10 protein-coding genes and 2 pseudogenes are annotated in these 14,900 nt (G+C 69.1%); 5 read left to right on the top strand and 7 right to left on the bottom strand.

What is annotated here, in order from left to right; all coding sequences use genetic code 11:
• Positions 1 to 107: 107 nt before the first annotated feature.
• Complete coding sequence (locus test1122_RS18040; RefSeq protein WP_232270202.1) at positions 108 to 1,094, top strand: 4-hydroxy-3-methylbut-2-enyl diphosphate reductase; 987 nt, start codon at positions 108 to 110, stop codon at positions 1,092 to 1,094.
• Between the two features lie 20 nt (positions 1,095 to 1,114).
• On the opposite strand, the gene test1122_RS18045 is transcribed toward test1122_RS18040, so the two are convergent.
• Positions 1,115 to 1,708, bottom strand: coding sequence for a DUF6542 domain-containing protein (locus tag test1122_RS18045; protein WP_232270203.1), 594 nt, complete (start codon positions 1,706 to 1,708; stop codon positions 1,115 to 1,117).
• A gap of 120 nt (positions 1,709 to 1,828) precedes the next feature.
• Here test1122_RS18045 and ychF point away from each other — a divergent pair, with 120 nt between their 5' ends.
• The gene (gene ychF, locus test1122_RS18050) at positions 1,829 to 2,917 is read left to right on the top strand and encodes a redox-regulated ATPase YchF (RefSeq protein ID WP_232270204.1); all 1,089 of its coding nucleotides are present in this window, start codon (positions 1,829 to 1,831) and stop codon (positions 2,915 to 2,917) included.
• Between the two features lie 422 nt (positions 2,918 to 3,339).
• Here the strand turns inward: ychF and test1122_RS26850 are convergent.
• The 5 genes and pseudogenes from test1122_RS26850 to test1122_RS18070 form a co-directional block, all read right to left on the bottom strand.
• Positions 3,340 to 3,435 (bottom strand): annotated as a pseudogene (locus test1122_RS26850) (RNaseH domain-containing protein); the annotation flags it as partial.
• A 179-nt stretch (positions 3,436 to 3,614) separates the two neighbouring features.
• Positions 3,615 to 4,973 (bottom strand): hypothetical protein, encoded by a 1,359-nt coding sequence (locus tag test1122_RS18055; protein WP_232270205.1) that lies wholly within the window; start codon positions 4,971 to 4,973, stop codon positions 3,615 to 3,617.
• Positions 4,970 to 6,961, bottom strand: coding sequence for a hypothetical protein (locus test1122_RS18060; protein ID WP_232270206.1), 1,992 nt, complete (start codon positions 6,959 to 6,961; stop codon positions 4,970 to 4,972). The genes test1122_RS18055 and test1122_RS18060 overlap by 4 nt, the downstream gene beginning before the upstream one ends.
• Positions 6,958 to 7,752, bottom strand: coding sequence for a toll/interleukin-1 receptor domain-containing protein (locus test1122_RS18065; protein WP_232270207.1), 795 nt, complete (start codon positions 7,750 to 7,752; stop codon positions 6,958 to 6,960). The genes test1122_RS18060 and test1122_RS18065 overlap by 4 nt, the downstream gene beginning before the upstream one ends.
• Before the next feature lie 324 nt (positions 7,753 to 8,076).
• On the bottom strand, positions 8,077 to 9,321 hold the full coding sequence (locus test1122_RS18070) for a helix-turn-helix domain-containing protein (RefSeq protein WP_232270208.1): 1,245 nt from the start codon (positions 9,319 to 9,321) through the stop codon (positions 8,077 to 8,079).
• 754 nt (positions 9,322 to 10,075) lie between these two features.
• Between test1122_RS18070 and test1122_RS18075 the strand changes: the two genes are divergently transcribed.
• Positions 10,076 to 11,494 (top strand): ATP-binding protein, encoded by a 1,419-nt coding sequence (locus test1122_RS18075; protein WP_232270209.1) that lies wholly within the window; start codon positions 10,076 to 10,078, stop codon positions 11,492 to 11,494.
• A gap of 417 nt (positions 11,495 to 11,911) precedes the next feature.
• Here test1122_RS18075 and test1122_RS26855 read toward each other — a convergent pair.
• Positions 11,912 to 12,079: pseudogene (locus test1122_RS26855) on the bottom strand (type II toxin-antitoxin system RelE family toxin); the annotation flags it as partial.
• Between the two features lie 180 nt (positions 12,080 to 12,259).
• On the opposite strand from test1122_RS26855, the gene test1122_RS18080 reads away from it, so the two are divergent.
• Both test1122_RS18080 and test1122_RS18085 read left to right on the top strand, forming a co-directional pair.
• On the top strand, positions 12,260 to 12,997 hold the full coding sequence (locus test1122_RS18080) for a peroxiredoxin family protein (RefSeq protein WP_232270210.1): 738 nt from the start codon (positions 12,260 to 12,262) through the stop codon (positions 12,995 to 12,997).
• A 306-nt stretch (positions 12,998 to 13,303) separates the two neighbouring features.
• Positions 13,304 to 14,878, top strand: coding sequence for a S8 family peptidase (locus tag test1122_RS18085; RefSeq protein WP_232270211.1), 1,575 nt, complete (start codon positions 13,304 to 13,306; stop codon positions 14,876 to 14,878).
• Positions 14,879 to 14,900 lie beyond the last annotated feature (22 nt).

The following is a 14,900-nucleotide window of genomic DNA, read 5'->3' on the forward strand; positions in this document are numbered from 1 at the left end:
TGAGAGGGCGCCGTAGCGTGCCCGACGTGCTACGGCCTGACCGGGGCATAACGCCCACCCTGCCGTACCGGATGCGCCCTCCGGGGGAGCCAGGCGGCGGCCTTACGATGGATGCCATGACTGCTACGACTGCCCGCCGGGTCCTTCTCGCCGCCCCCCGTGGGTACTGCGCGGGCGTGGACCGAGCCGTGATCGCCGTAGAGAAGGCGCTGGAGCAGTACGGAGCGCCGATCTACGTCCGGCATGAAATCGTCCACAACAAATATGTCGTGCAGACCCTGGAGAAGAAGGGCGCGATCTTCGTCGATGAGACGGAGGAGGTGCCCGAAGGTGAGATCGTGATCTTCTCCGCGCATGGGGTGGCCCCGGTGGTGCACGAGGAGGCCGAGCGCGGCAAGCTGGCCACGATTGACGCCACCTGCCCGCTGGTCACCAAGGTGCACAAGGAAGCGGTCCGGTTCGCCAGCGACGACTACGACATCCTGCTCATCGGCCATGAGGGCCATGAGGAGGTCATCGGCACCAGCGGTGAGGCGCCGGAGCACATCACCCTGGTCGACGGGCCGGGGGATGTGGAGAACGTGGAGGTCAAGGACCCGGAAAGGGTCGTGTGGCTCTCCCAGACCACGCTGTCGGTCGACGAGACCATGGAAACCGTGGACGCGCTGAAGGAGAAGTTCCCGAAGCTCATCAGCCCGCCCAGCGACGACATCTGCTACGCCACGCAGAACCGGCAGACCGCCATCAAGCAGGTCGCCGCGGAGTCCGACCTGGTCATTGTGGTCGGCTCCAAGAACTCCTCCAACTCCGTCCGGCTGGTCGAGACCGCACTCGCGCACGGCGCCAAGGACGGTCACCTGGTGGACAACGCCTCCGAGATCGATGAGGCCTGGCTGGAGGGCGTCTCCACGGTCGGTGTCTCGTCGGGTGCCTCAGTGCCGGACATCCTGGTCGAGGGCGTTATGGAGTGGCTGGCCGAGCGCGGCTACGCCGATGTGGAGGTCGTACAGCCGGTGGCGGAGCATATGCAGTTCTCCCTGCCCAAGGAGCTGCGCCGGGATCTGCGCGCGGAGGCCGCGAAGAAGGTGACGTGAAGAACGTGACGTAGCAGGGGTCACGCGGCAGCAGACCCCTGACGACGTGCCGCCCGTCTGCGAGCCACCAGCAACACCTTCCGTACGAGTGCGGTCAGCAGCGATGCCACGGTGCCGCCGTAGATCCACCCCGCGTTCATCGCGAGCGCCGTGATCAGGCCCATGGCCCGACTGCCGAAGCTGCCGGAGCCATCGCTGATAAAGATCAGCCCGGTGGTGAAGGCGATCGGTGCCGCGATCGGGGCGGTCAGCAGATCAGCAGGCCGCACCCACAGTGCGGTGGCGATGCTGACCAGCACAAAGCAGCAGCCGTACGGGGCCGGGGAGCCCCCCAGCAGCAACGCGTCGAGCCCGCCGAACACCATCATGAGCAGCACCGCGAGCAGCCCGCTGCCCAGCGCGGTGAGCCGGGGGCGCGGCAGCCGTGGGGGCATGGAGGCCGACCGGGACCGCGTGGGCCGCGCTGGCTGCCGTGCGCGGTAGCCGCCGGCGGTCTCCCGTGCCAGCGGCCGGGCCCGGGACCGGGGCTGACGCGTGGGCCGTGGCAGGGTCGCCTGCGGCGGTGCGGGCCGCCGTCGGCTGGGCTGACTGATGGGCGCGCTGTGTTGCTCCACCGCACTAACGTAGGGCGCCGACCGCCGGTCAGCGGGTGACGGACACGCCCCTGGGGACGTTTTAGACCCACGTAGACTGGTGGATCGGTCCACGCCCCTCCACCCAATGGAAGTCGCCACGTGTCGCTCACGATCGGAATCGTCGGCCTGCCCAATGTCGGCAAGTCGACTATGTTCAACGCCCTGACCAAGAACGACGTGCTGGCGGCCAACTACCCGTTCGCCACCATCGAGCCCAACATCGGTGTCGTCGGTGTCCCCGACCCCCGCATCCGCAGGCTCGCCGAGATCTTCGGCTCACAGCGCGAGCTCCCGGCCACGGTCAACTTCGTCGACATCGCCGGCATCGTCCGGGGCGCGAGCGAGGGCGAGGGTCTGGGCAACAAGTTCCTCGCGAATATCCGTGAGTCCGATGCGATCTGCCAGGTCATCCGGGCCTTCAAGGACGAGAACGTCGTCCATGTCGACGGGAAGATCTCACCCCGGGACGACATCGAGACGATCAACACCGAGCTCATCCTCGCCGACCTCCAGACCATCGAGAAGGTGCTGCCCCGGCTGGTCAAGGAGTCCCGGATCCAGAAGGACAAGCAGGCCACGGTCAAGGCCGTGGAGGAGGCCCAGGCCATCCTGGAGCGGGGCGACACCCTGTTCTCCGCCGGGATCGCCCAGGGCACCGAGAAGGCCGACGCCCTGCGCGATCTGCACCTGCTGACGGTCAAGCCCTTCCTCTACGTCTTCAATGTCGACGAGGACGAGCTGATCGACGAGGCCTTCAAGGACGAGCAGCGCGCCCTGGTCGCCCCGGCCGAGGCGATCTTCCTCAACGCCAAGCTGGAAGCCGATCTCGCCGAGCTGGATGACGAGGAAGCCCTGGAGCTCCTTCAGTCCGTCGGCCAGGACGAGCCCGGCCTGGCCACCCTGGCCCACGTCGGCTTCAACACCCTGGGCCTCCAGACCTACCTCACGGCCGGACCCAAGGAGGCCCGCGCCTGGACCGTCAAGCGGGGCGCCACCGCCCCCGAGGCGGCCGGTGTGATCCACACCGACTTCCAGAAGGGTTTCATCAAGGCCGAGGTCATCTCCTTCGACGACCTGGTCGAAACCGGCTCGGTCGCCGAGGCCCGCGCCAAGGGCAAGGCCCGGATGGAGGGCAAGGACTACATCATGCAGGACGGCGACGTGGTGGAGTTCCGCTTCAACGTGTAGCGGGCGCTGTATCACCACGTCGCTGACCTGGCGAACGTGCAGGTCAGGAGGGGTCCGGCCTTTCGGAGTCGGGCCCCTGGTTATTTCCCGTGCTGGGATGGTGCTGGGATACCTGACCCGTCGTCACCTGTCATCATCCCTGGTCATCCCTACCGTGCTGGGATTGTGCTGGGTTGCCGGTGAGGTCCCCGTGCTGGATCGCGGGCCATATCCCTGCGAGAGGGCGTGCGGGAGGTCTTGACGGGCCCGCGCTCACACCTTCTTCGTTCTTGCATTGCTTCTGTCAACGCATCCTTGGACTACTCGTCGGCGACTTCGTCTCCCCCCTCCTCGGGCGGCGCTGACCGCCGGTACTGGGGGGGGTGGTCGAGGTCGAGGTGTTTGGCTGCATACAAGGGGACCGGGTAGCGGGAGCGGTCGGACTAGGCGATGGTCTGGTGACACAAGCGCGCGGTCGCCCGTGCAAGCATCGTCCGGTCGACCCCATCACCCACACCAATCGGATAGATCTCGGTCGCCGTGACAGCCCATCACGGCGTCTTGAGCTCGTTCGTCTCCCACTCCCCCCTCCTCCCCGCCTTTGCCCGGGTCAGCGTCCCAACGAGTGATGGTCTTGCCCAGGTCTCAGGACAGGAAAGGGCTCCCCCGCCGCGGTGTGCGGTGAAGGGGAGCCTTGGAGAGCCGACCGCCTACCGGATCAGCTCCCGTCCTCGTCGTCCTCGTCCCATGTACGAGGTGCGGCGGGCCGGTGCGGGCTGTGCGAGGTGTCCCAGAAGTACGGAGGTGTCATGTCGTCCTCGCTCGTCTCCCCCCAGCCTTGGTTCCGTTCGCCCGCGCCGCTCTTCGCCGCCCCCGGCGTGAACCGGCCCGCGCCCGCGTCGGCATCCGGGTCAGCGGCCGCGTCGGTGAACGGAGAGCCCTCGGAGGCTGGGAAGGGCGGCGACCAGGGCCCCGTGGTGTCTCCCTCGCCCGAAGGCCCACCCTCCGGCCCCTCGCCCCCGCCCTCGTCGGGCGTCGGGAGAAGGGTCCGCCTGATCTCCTCGGCGGCCTCATCCAGCCCGGCCGCTTCCAGGCTCCGCACCACACGGTGCACGAACACCGTGTACTCGTCCATGTCCGGCTTCAGGCCCAGCGCCGCCAGCAACAGGAGCAGCCGATCCGAGACCCCTACTTCCTCCTCGCGGTCGAACATCCCTCCTCCCTGGCCGTCTCCGCCCCACAGCGGGCCCCCGACGGTCGCCTCGCTCCGCGCACCCGCGGGCGAGACGAGCAGGTGGCGGAAGAGCTCCGGCACCTCCTCGTCGTTGGCCGCCGCCGCGATCTGGGCGAGTGGGCCGATCATGTCGACCGCCTTCTCGATCTCGTTCTCGTGGCGGGCGAGCCACCACACCACCGCGCTGCCCGCGCTCTTGAGCACGTCGTCACCGAGGTAGCGCCGCTTGTTGCGCTCGTGCTGACGCTCGTACTCCCAGATCTCCTCGTCCTTGCGAAGGTCGTTCAACTTCCGCAGCCGCTCGTGGTCGGCGGGGGCGAGGCTCAGCGTCACATCGGCCGCCAGGGTCTCCACCCGTCCGCTCCGGTCCGGGAGCGGGACGCCCAGCTCACCCTCCAGGAGATACCGAGCGAAGCTCGCCCGGCCGGGCTCCTCGCGGCGGACGACCCCCAGGGCGCGGCTGACGATCGAGGACACGGCGAGGGCCGGGGAGGCGCTGTCGGACCGGTCGGCGTGGTCGGGGACCGGCCTCCACCACACGGTGGCGGAGAAGAGGAAGTCGTAGCCGTCCGCCGCGCTCGGCAGCGCCGCGTCGACCACCCGCGTCTCCTGGTACGGCTGCGCCGTCGGCGCCGCGGGCGGCTCAGGTTCCCCGGGCTCGTACGGGTCGGCCGACGCGCGGCCACCGCTGAGGACCGTCATCACGAGCAGCAGGGAGCCCGAGGCCGTGACCGTGGACATGAAGCCCCACAGCCACGCCGACCAGTGCAGGAGGTTTCCGAGCACAGCCGGTGCGAGGCCGCAGAGCGCGACGAACAGCAGGCTGGGAAAGCGGTGTTTCATCGTGCCTCTTCCGTGGTCCGTGGTCCGGCGCCCGTACGCTTCGTACTCTCCGTGCGGGCGTACTGCGCGTGGTCGATGTGCTGCCAGAAGAGGGCGGCGACGGCCGCCCGGGAGGAGTGGCGCGCGGTCCCCGCCCAGTCGCAGGCGATGGCGTAGAGGCGGTGGAGAGCGACCGCGCGGCCGCGCGTCGCCCCGACCATCACGCCCAGCGCCATCTCTCGCGTACTGTCACCCGCCACGGCGTTCAGCCAGCTACTCACCAGCGGGTTCCAGAGCTCCGTCGGCGGCTGGGAGAAAACCGTCTCCCAGCCCAGGAACAGGTCCGGCCACGGCGGCGGGTCCGGTGCCCGGTCGCTCCTCAACAGCTCCGTGAGCAGCCGGAGCTGGGGCTCCGCCCCGCGCGGCTCCCGACGCGTCCGGTCCCGCAGGCGGTCGATCAGCAGCCGGTAGAGCCGACGGTCGCGGCCGGCGAGGTCGAGAAGTGCCTCCCGGGCCTCGCGCGCCGCCTCGCCCTTCCGTACGGCGAGGTAGTGGAGTCGCACCATCGCCTGATCCGGGTGCGTCGCGCCGAGACTCTGGAGGCAGGCGGTGGTCAGGGCGCGGACGAGACCGTCCGACAAGGGGCTGGACCTCGCACACTTGTACATCCACCTGCGGAACCATCCCCCGAACCTCTCGTGGCTGAGACCGAGTTCGAGGGCCGCCACGGCTCGCGGGTCGCAGGACGCCCCGGTCGCGCTGTCCGCCCAGCGGACCACAAGGTCGAAGAGATGGTCGGGCCGCTCGACGGCCAGGGACCGCTCGCCGAAGCGGACGACGACGTTCATTCGGTCGTCGGTGGTCAGACCGCGGAGCCCGGCGGCATGGCCGATCCAGTTCCTGAGGTCGTCGCGCATCCCGGGGAAGTTCGCCCAGAAGTACGCCCGGACCGCGTCGGCGTAGGCCAGCCGCTTGAAGCGGAGCCGACCGTCCTGGTCCCGCTCGATCTCGAGCGCCTCCAACCGCTCCCCGAAGTCCGTCCGCGCGAGCTCGGTCGTCGCCTCCTCCTCGTGCCTCACCGTCCTCATCAGGCCGTGCCACGCCTCGTATACGGTGTCGGCTCGGGCCTCCTCGAACACCGCCGTCGCGAGCAGCAGGGCCCGGTCCGGCGTGGTGCGGACCGTGGCCACCTGTCGGCCCACCTCACCGGCCCGGTCGGTCACCGCGTGCATCGCCTGGTCGAGCCATCCCGCGAAGTCGGCGCCGAACCGGCCGCTGTCGCGAGCGGCCTTCACCAGCCCCGCGAGCCGCGCCAGTTCCCGCATGGGGGAGCGGTCGCACAGGCGCTGGAGGTCGGCGCTCCCCAGGTCCGCGGGGCGGAAGGCCATCCGGTCCATGCGGAGGTACCGGGTGACGACGGCGACGCCCCGGGGGCGCCCCAGCGTCACCGTGTGCGGTTCGAGGTCCGGCGCGTGGGCGTGCTCCATGCCCGATGGCAGGACGACGACCATGTGGGCCCCCGCCTTTTGGACCTGTGACCTGTGCACGGCCAGGCGGCGCTGGGCCTTGGCGTATGCCTTCTCGTCGGCGACCCCGGAGAGGTCGAGGAGGAAGCGGTCCCCCTCGCCGGGGGCGAGAGGGTCCTCGTCCTCGTCCTTGTCCGTGGCGGGAAGCTCCTCGAACCGGACCTCCTCCTCGTCGGCGCCGCCGTCCTCACTGAGTCCGTGCAGCAGCATGATCGCCGCGGCGCGGCGGCCGCTGCCGGGCGGAGCCTCCAGCAGCACCACCGAACCGGGCTTCTCCAGGCGGTCGGCCGCCACGCGGTAGCCCGCCGGCGGAACGAACCGGTCGGCCAGGCGCACCCGGTCCTCGCGGGCGATCCGGAGGGACTCGACCCCTCTGCGGATCATCCAGTCCGCGCCGACGCCGTAGAAGACGTACTGGGGCCCCACGCCGTTGTTCACCGGGCCACGCGGATCGTTGACGGTGACGCGGTCCTGCTCGGTCATCGTCCGTCGTCCGAGCGCCGGCGCTCGCGCTCGAAGCGCTGGTGGACCGTACCGCTGTTGTCACCCGCCGTGAACTGGACCCCGGTGTTGTCACCCTGGAAGTGGGGCGCGTTGTACTGGTGGCCCCGACCGGTGTTCACGGGCCCCTGCGGCTCGTTGACGAAGGTGCCGGACAGGTCTCCGTTGAGGTTTCCGATGCCCCCGCGCACGCGCTGCTCGACGTCGCGCGTCCGCATCCTGGTGTGCCCGCGCCCCTGGGCCGACTTCTTGCGGGACGTCGCCTCCGCCCGCTCCCGCGCCGCACGGGCGCCGCGGTCCACCGCGCCCAGTTCGGGCAGCAGCCTGGCGAGGGCGTCGCCGAGCGCCGTCAGGTCCGACTCGGCGTTGCGGTGGTCGAACCGCCTGTACTGGCAGTCCGCCAGCTCCCGCAGGTCGTCCGGGAGGACGGCACGGTCGATCCGCGTGGCCTTTCCGACGAGCACGGGGATCACCAGGATCCCGCGGTCGAGCGCGGTCTGGATCTCACGACGGGTCCAGTCCTGCTCGGCTTCGAGGGCGGGGCGGCCGTCGGCCCCCCGCACCTCCGCCCAGCGCGGGCCGATCACGGCGAGGAGCGCCTCGCACTCCTCCACCGCCCTGACCAGTTCCACCGGGAAGCGGTGTCCGAGCTCGATCGAATTGCTGGCGAAGAAGATTCGCTCGCCGCCGAACCGCCGGGCAAGCTCCCGAGCGATCATGGTCGCCGCGGATTCCTCGTCGCCTGTGCGGTAGTTGACGAAGACGTCGGGCATGAAGGTTCCCTTCGTGAGAGGAAGACGGAAGACGGGGGTGAATGGGTATGAGCGCGGGGACTGCGGACCGGGGCTCCGAGGCCCCGATCCACCCGGGCCATGAGGCCCCGACCGTGTGACGACATGGCGCGTCGACGGGAGGGCGTACGCATGGAGTTGCGCCGCCCGGCGCGTCACTGGTCGCCGGCAGCCCGAAGAAGCCGGGGTGCGGTGCGACGCGTCGGGCGGGGATCGGAGGGTCCCGCCGGGGATCGTGGGATCCGGAGGTACCGGGTAGTCCGGCGAGCCGGGCGGCTCGAGCCGGTGTCGGTGGTGGAGCTGGTGTCAGTCGTGCGCGGGGGCGAGTACCCGTGCCAGCGCCGGTTGCAGATCGCGTACGGCCCGGCTGCTCCGGAACCGGGAGAGTTCCCGCGCGAGACGCCGGACGTCGCTGTTCACCGTCGCCGAGGGCACGGCTGGCATCACCCCCAGGAGCTCCCCGGCGATCGTGCACGCGTGCTCGACCTCTCCGGAGGCGGCGTGGGCCAAGGACCTGCGGAAGCCGTACCGGGTGCGGGCGCGCAGCGCGTGCGGCGGGAGGCGGCGGCACTCCCGGTCGAGGGCCTCGGCGGCGGCCTTGGGGCGACCGAGGTCGTGCAGGCACCAGCCGGTCGTCATCGCTGCGGGGTCGCTCACGTGGGTGGTGCCGATCACGGGCTCGGCGCCGCTGCGGGCGTCGTCGCTGTCGAGTAGCTCCCGCGCGCTGTCGAGGCTGCGGAGGCAGTCGCGTTCGTCGCCGACGAGCGCGTGTCCCTGCGCCTCCCGCTGGGCCGCGAGTCCCCGTATGCGCGGCGGGAGTTCGTCGCTCTGGGCCCGGCGGGCCAGGGCGACGGTGCCCGCGGCGTCCCCGCCGTAGAGCGTGACCAAGGCGCGTCGCACGAGCGCGTAGGAACCGAGGTGCGGATCGCCCCCGGCGCGCGCCAGTTCGGCGGCCTCACCGGTCCAGCCGAGCGCCGCGCCGCTGTCCCCGGCCTCCTGGGCCATCCAACCGGTGAACTCCGCGAACCGCGACGCGAGCAGGAGCGCGGGGGCTCGAGTGGCGGACGGGGTGTCGGCGGCCAGCCCGGCGACCGTGCGCGTCTGCGTCTCCAGCAGGGGAAGCAGGATCTTCGGCGCGGTGGACTGGCCGAGCTTTCGTAGCTGGTCGAACTGCGCCCGGAAGGAGGGAAGGAGGGGGTCGGCGGCAGAGGACGCCTGACCGCCGAGTTTCAGGCCGAGGTCGATCAGCGACCCCGTACCCGCCGCGAGGACCGCCCGGCGCCCGACGAGCCAGAGGCTCGGGGTGGTGGGGCTTTCGGTGGTGTCCGAGTCGGTCTCGGGGCGGACGACCAGGCGCTGCAGCTCGCCGTTCGCGCCAAGGAAGGCGTCGCACCGCCGGGCCAGTTCGGGGGACGCGGAACGCTCCCCGCGCTCGACCTTGCTGAGGTGCCCCTTGTCGTAGTTGAGCGCAACGGAGAACTCGGTCAGAGTAAGCCCCGCTTCCTGTCGTAAACGGCGAAGTTCCGGGCCGAAACGTAGAGTTGTACTCATCATTAACCTCCCCTTGAACAGCGACCGTGAGAGCCGTGCGCCCTCACGGGGAACTTTCGTTCGACGTTCACTGATCGACACGAAGACCGACGGCGAACACCTGTCGTGACGGAGTCGTTGCGCTTCGCATCCGAGAGTGAGTTTGACACGAGGCGGGCCTCGAGAATCGGGGTTTGACGGGGTTGCCCGTTGCCTCTTCTGTTCTCCGTCTGTCCCTTGCCGTGACCGGAGTCGACCACGATCGGGGCAAGATGATCGAGAATGACAGGGGATGAGGCTCTGTCGATCGTGCCGCAGAGGGGACTGTAAATCGTTCGTTCGGTGTAACTCCTGACCAATGGGGATGCATCGATGACCAGTGACAACGTGACCGAGGCCGAGACGGTCGAGCCGCAGCAGGCGAAGGCCCCAGGCCGACGGCCTCCGACTGACTGGCGAGGGTGGGCTGGTTCAGCAGCTGACCAAGCGGCTGTTGGAGTCCGCGCTCCAGGGCGAGATCGCCGGCCGCCTCCTCGGCATCCACCTGGACAACGAAAGCGTGAACTTCGACAACGACGCTGGCATGGCCCTTGGTGGCGTCTCGTTCGCCGGGGATGCTGGCCTTGGCCCCTGCTTTGTGCGACCGGCCCAGTGTCGCACGGTCCTCGAAACGCAGGTCCATGACTTGTGATCGTGAGCGACAGCTGGCGAGGCTGCCTACTAATGTCTATGTTAGTAACGTTGTCGTTAGTATCATGCGTGGAGGTCGGCGGACATGGTGGACTTTGTAGGTCGTCGGCAGGAGCTGGCGACATTGGAGCGAGAGCTGCAGAAGGTGGCGGCAGGGGTTGGCGGGGAGCGGCCCGGTCGGTGCGTGATGTTGCGTGGGCGGCGCCGGGTGGGTAAGTCGCGGCTGGTCGAGCGGTTTGCGGAGCGCTCCGGGGCCCCGTTCTTGTTCTACGCGGCGACCGGTGCGTCCCCTAGGGATGATCTGGCACGGCTGGCCCGAGACGCCCAGGCGTCGACGCTGCCGCTGGCGCGGCTCGTGGCTGCCGCGCGGCCGGAGAGCTGGGATGCTGCGTTCGATGTGCTGGCCGCGGCGCTGCCCGTCGACCGGGCGAGCGTGCTGGTCATCGACGAGGTGCCGTACCTGATGGATGTCGACGGCGCCTTTGAGGGGATGCTGCAACGGGCCTGGGACCGGGTGCTAGAGACCAAGCCAGTGCTGCTGGTCCTCATCGGCTCCGATCTGTCGATGATGGAGGCTCTGAACAGCTACGGACGGCCCTTCCATCAGCGCGGCCGGGAGATGGTGCTAGGGCCGCTGAACCCCGCCGAGGTGGGGCGGATGCTCAGGCTGGATCCGGCGGAAGCCTTCGACGCCGCGCTGGTCACCGGCGGGCTACCGCTGATCTGTGCGGAGTGGCCGCAGGGTGCAGGGCTGTGGGATTTCCTCGGCGAGGTGCTGAGCGACCCGGTCTCGGCGCTGCTGGTGTCGGCCGAGCGCTCGCTGGCTGCCGAATTTCCCCCGCAGGCTCAGGCGCGTACGGTGCTGGCGGCTATCGGCAGTGGCGAGCGGACCTTCACCAACATCGCCCGTGCAGCCGGCGGAATCGGGGCCACGCCGCTGCAGCGAGCGCTGGAGCTGCTTGCGGACAAGCGGATCGTTGCTGCGGAACTGCCCGTATCGCTGCGTCCGTCGAAGGATCGCCGCTACCGGGTGACAGATCCCTACCTGAGGTTTTGGCTGCACCTGCTCGGCCCGTCCATGGAGGAGATCGAGCGGGGGCGGGGAGATCTGACCTTGGCACGCATCCGGGAGAACTGGACCAGCTGGCGCGGCCGGGCCGTCGAGCCCCTTGTCCGCGAGGCCCTGGCGCGGATACTGCCCGACGACCGGCTGCCCGCGGCCCCCGCAGTGGGGGGCTACTGGACCCGTACCAACGACGTCGAGATCGATATCGTCGGGGCGGACCGCGCCCCCATTGCCAAGGAGCTGCTCTTCGTCGGTTCCATCAAGTGGCTGGAGCAGTCGCCCTTCGACCGGCACGACCTGGCAGCCCTCCAACGGCACCGGGCCGCCCTCACTGGCGAACCTGTTCCAGTCGTGGCGGTCTCGCGCAGCGGAGTCGACTGTCCGGGACTCGATGTCGCCTACGGCCCCGACGATTTGCTGACCGCTTGGCCGCTGTGAGTGGCGGATGGCGGGCGAGGCACGGGAGTTGGTGAGGGTGATCAGGCCGCAGACGTTGCGGAGAAGCCTCTCAGACCTCGGCCCCTTGCCGGCGCTGTTGTGTAGCGTTGGCGATCCTGAGTCTTCTCGTACTTTGTCGCGGATCCCGTGCTCCCGCGGGCGAGCGGTGAGGAAGCGCAGGGCGGAGCTGGACAGGTCCAGCCCGGACAGGTAGACAAGCACACGAAGCCTCTGGTGGAGACGGTAAGTCCCAGGCCCCGGACAGCCCCGTAGACCCAGCGTGAAACACCGGTCACCGACCCACCGCCCCTGCTGCTGGATACTGGCTGGATCCGCAACGAATCTTCGGTGTCCTCGCAGGTCACGGCGCTGGCTCCGATGTTCCGCTTCAACGTGTGATGCTTTGCCTACTGCTCGTCAGGTTGGGCTCGCCCTTCTCCTGTCCGTCCGCCTGCCCGGCGTGAACACCCAGACGGCCAGGTCGCCGTTCTCGACGGTGTGGATGACGCGAGACTGACCAACCCGTAGGCGGCGGCGCTCTGGCTGGGACACGAGCGTGGTGGTGCTGAAGCCGAGCGGGCTGGTCGTCCCGGCCGGCCCGCTCGACGACGTCGGGCCGCCGTGCCTGGTGGGCGGCGCCCCCGACGTCGTGCTGGGTGATCGAGTCAAGCGATCACCGATTGTGTGGTTGTGCCGGCCGTCGTGGGCGGGCGTAGCGTCGAAGGTGGCGCTCTGTTTACGGCCACGCTGGCTGCGGGAGACACGATGACCGAATCGATCAGCAGCGACTTCGAACGCAAGGCGCGGGAGTACAACTACGAGCACTTCAGCCTGGCCGGCCGGAACCTGGACCGGCTGGAGGGGGTGCGGGAGGGCGAGTCGGCGCCGGACTTCACGGCCACCCGCCTCGACGGCAGCCGGGTGAGACTGTCGGACTACCGGGGGAAGATCGTCGTCCTGGAAGCCGGAAGCATCACCTGCCCGATGTACGAGCGGGGCATCGACCGCATGAACGCGCTGGCCTACCGGTTCCCCGACGTGGCCTTCCTGGTCCTTTACACCCGTGAAGCCCACCCGGGAGAAAACCTCGGCCCGCACCGCAGCATGGCCGACAAGACCGATGCCGCCCGACGGGTCGCGGACACCGACCGCGAGGGACGCACCATGCTCGTCGACGATCTGCAGGGCAGCGCGCACCAGCACTACGGGATGATGCCCAATACCGTGCACATCATCGACTCCCGCGGTGTGGTCGTCTTCCGGAGCATGTGGAACGATCCCGCCGTCGTCGAGCAGGCGCTCCGGCAGGTCCGGCAGGGCAGCGAGCCGAGCGCGCTCCGGCTGCGCTTCCGGCCGGCTCCGCCGCACGTCCTCTTCCGTGTGCTGCGCAGGGCCGGGTGGCAAGCGCTCCGCGACTTCGCTGTCGCCTTTCCCAAAGTGGCCTTGGAGCATCTGAAACCCTCCCGGGAGAGGAGCAGGCCGCGGGTGCGGCTCAGCCGTTGAGGGTTCGGCAGCGGAGAACGACGCGTGGGTCACGGGCTGTCCCGCTGCCGGGGCAGCTGTCTTTATGGCACCCGTCTTTATGGCGCCCGTGGCGGTCATGGCACTTACGGCATCCATCGGCCAATTTGCCGGGAAATACAGGGGATTGACCGGAATCCTGTGACCCCTTTGTGACAGATGCATGAAGTTGACGCATGCCTCTTGTGTGATTCCTATGGGTCCGCGAACCTTTCCGCTGACGGCACGCGGATGTCATGTTCGCGTCCGTTCCCCACATTGGCGCACCACCACGAGAAGGACCTCTCAATGGCAGTGATGCGTTCCTCCAGGCATAGATGGTCAGCCGCTGCAGTGGCGACAGCAGCGGCTGTCGCCCTCGGCGTCGGCGCCGCGATACCCGCGGTGGCGGCGGATGGTCCCGATGGCGTCATCCACAACGCTGGCGCTCCCGGATCGATCAAGGGCAGCTACATCATCACCCTCGATGAGGACGCGGCCGACGCGTCGTCTTCGAAGGGCAAGGCGCTCGCCAAGAAGTACGGTGCCAAGATCAACGACACCTATGAGGCCGCGCTCAACGGATACTCCGTCGAGCTGACGGAGAAACAGGCAAAGAAGTTCGCCGCGGACTCCGCGGTCGAGTCGGTCGTACAGGACCAGAAGGTCTCCCTCTTCGGCACCCAGCCCAGCCCGCCCTCCTGGGGGCTGGACCGGATTGACCAGCCGGACCTGCCGCTCAACAACAGCTATACCTACCCGGACTCGGCCGGTGAAGGCGTCACCGCGTACATCATCGACACCGGGATCCGCCACAGCCACCAGGACTTCGGCGGCCGCGCCAGCTTTGGCTATGACTACTGGAACAGCGGCGGCAACGACGGCAACGGTCATGGCACCCATGTCGCCGGTACGGTCGCGGGCTCGGCCTACGGCGTCGCCAAGAAGGCCAAGCTCGTTTCGGTGCGGGTGCTCGACAACAACGGCTCAGGCAGCATCGCCAGCGTTGTCGGCGGAATCGACTGGGTGACGCAGAACGCGAAGAAGCCCGCTGTGGCGAACATGAGCCTCGGCGGTGGCGCCAACAGCACGCTGGACCAGGCCGTCCGCAACTCCGTGGCCTCCGGTGTCACCTACGCCGTAGCGGCGGGCAATTCCAATGCCGACGCCTCGAACTACTCCCCGGCGCGGGTCGCCGAAGCGCTCACCGTAGCCTCCACGACCAGCACCGACGCCCGGTCGTCGTTCTCCAACTACGGGTCCAGCGTGGACATCTTCGCGCCCGGCTCATCCATCACCTCGGCGTGGAACACCAGCGACAGCGCGACCAACACCATCTCCGGTACGTCGATGGCCTCGCCGCATGTGGCGGGCGCCGCCGCGCTGGTGCTGGGTGACAACCCCGGCGCCTCCCCGGCCCAGGTCGGGTCGGCCATCGACTCCGCCGCTGTCACCGGCAAGGTCAGCAACCCCGGCTCCGGCTCCCCGAACAAGCTGCTGCAGGTGGGCGCGGGGGACCCCGGTGAGCCGGGTGAGCCCGGTGACCGCTTCGAGAACACCACCGACTACCCGATCCGGGACCACCAGACCACTGAGTCCCCGATCGACGTCAGTGGCCTCGCGGGCAACGCGCCGTCGGGTCTGCAGGTCGACGTGGACATCAAGCACACCTGGATCGGTGACCTGCAGGTCGACCTGGTGGCGCCGGACGGCACCACCTTCCGCCTCAAGGATTACCGCGATGGCGGCAGCGGCGACAACATTCAGAAGACCTACACGGTCAACGCCTCCTCGGTGACCGCCAATGGTGGCTGGAAGCTGCGGGTGCACGACAACGCGAGCTGGGACACCGGCTACATCGACAGCTGGGTGCTGCAGTTCTGACGAGTTCTGACGCCCTGTACGG

This window comes from Streptomyces gobiensis, from assembly GCF_021216675.1.
Lineage (GTDB): Bacteria > Actinomycetota > Actinomycetes > Streptomycetales > Streptomycetaceae > Streptomyces > Streptomyces gobiensis.

Bases quoted from the DNA above. Each gene is read 5' to 3' on its own strand.
- test1122_RS18040 (WP_232270202.1), top strand. From the start codon at position 108: ATGGATGCCATGACTGCTACGACTGCCCGCCGGGTCCTTCTCGCCGCC.
- test1122_RS18055 (WP_232270205.1), bottom strand. From the start codon at position 4,973: ATGAAACACCGCTTTCCCAGCCTGCTGTTCGTCGCGCTCTGCGGCCTC.
- test1122_RS18060 (WP_232270206.1), bottom strand. From the start codon at position 6,961: ATGACCGAGCAGGACCGCGTCACCGTCAACGATCCGCGTGGCCCGGTG.
- test1122_RS18065 (WP_232270207.1), bottom strand. From the start codon at position 7,752: ATGCCCGACGTCTTCGTCAACTACCGCACAGGCGACGAGGAATCCGCG.
- test1122_RS18070 (WP_232270208.1), bottom strand. From the start codon at position 9,321: ATGAGTACAACTCTACGTTTCGGCCCGGAACTTCGCCGTTTACGACAG.
- test1122_RS18075 (WP_232270209.1), top strand. From the start codon at position 10,076: ATGGTGGACTTTGTAGGTCGTCGGCAGGAGCTGGCGACATTGGAGCGA.
- test1122_RS18080 (WP_232270210.1), top strand. From the start codon at position 12,260: ATGACCGAATCGATCAGCAGCGACTTCGAACGCAAGGCGCGGGAGTAC.
- test1122_RS18085 (WP_232270211.1), top strand. From the start codon at position 13,304: ATGGCAGTGATGCGTTCCTCCAGGCATAGATGGTCAGCCGCTGCAGTG.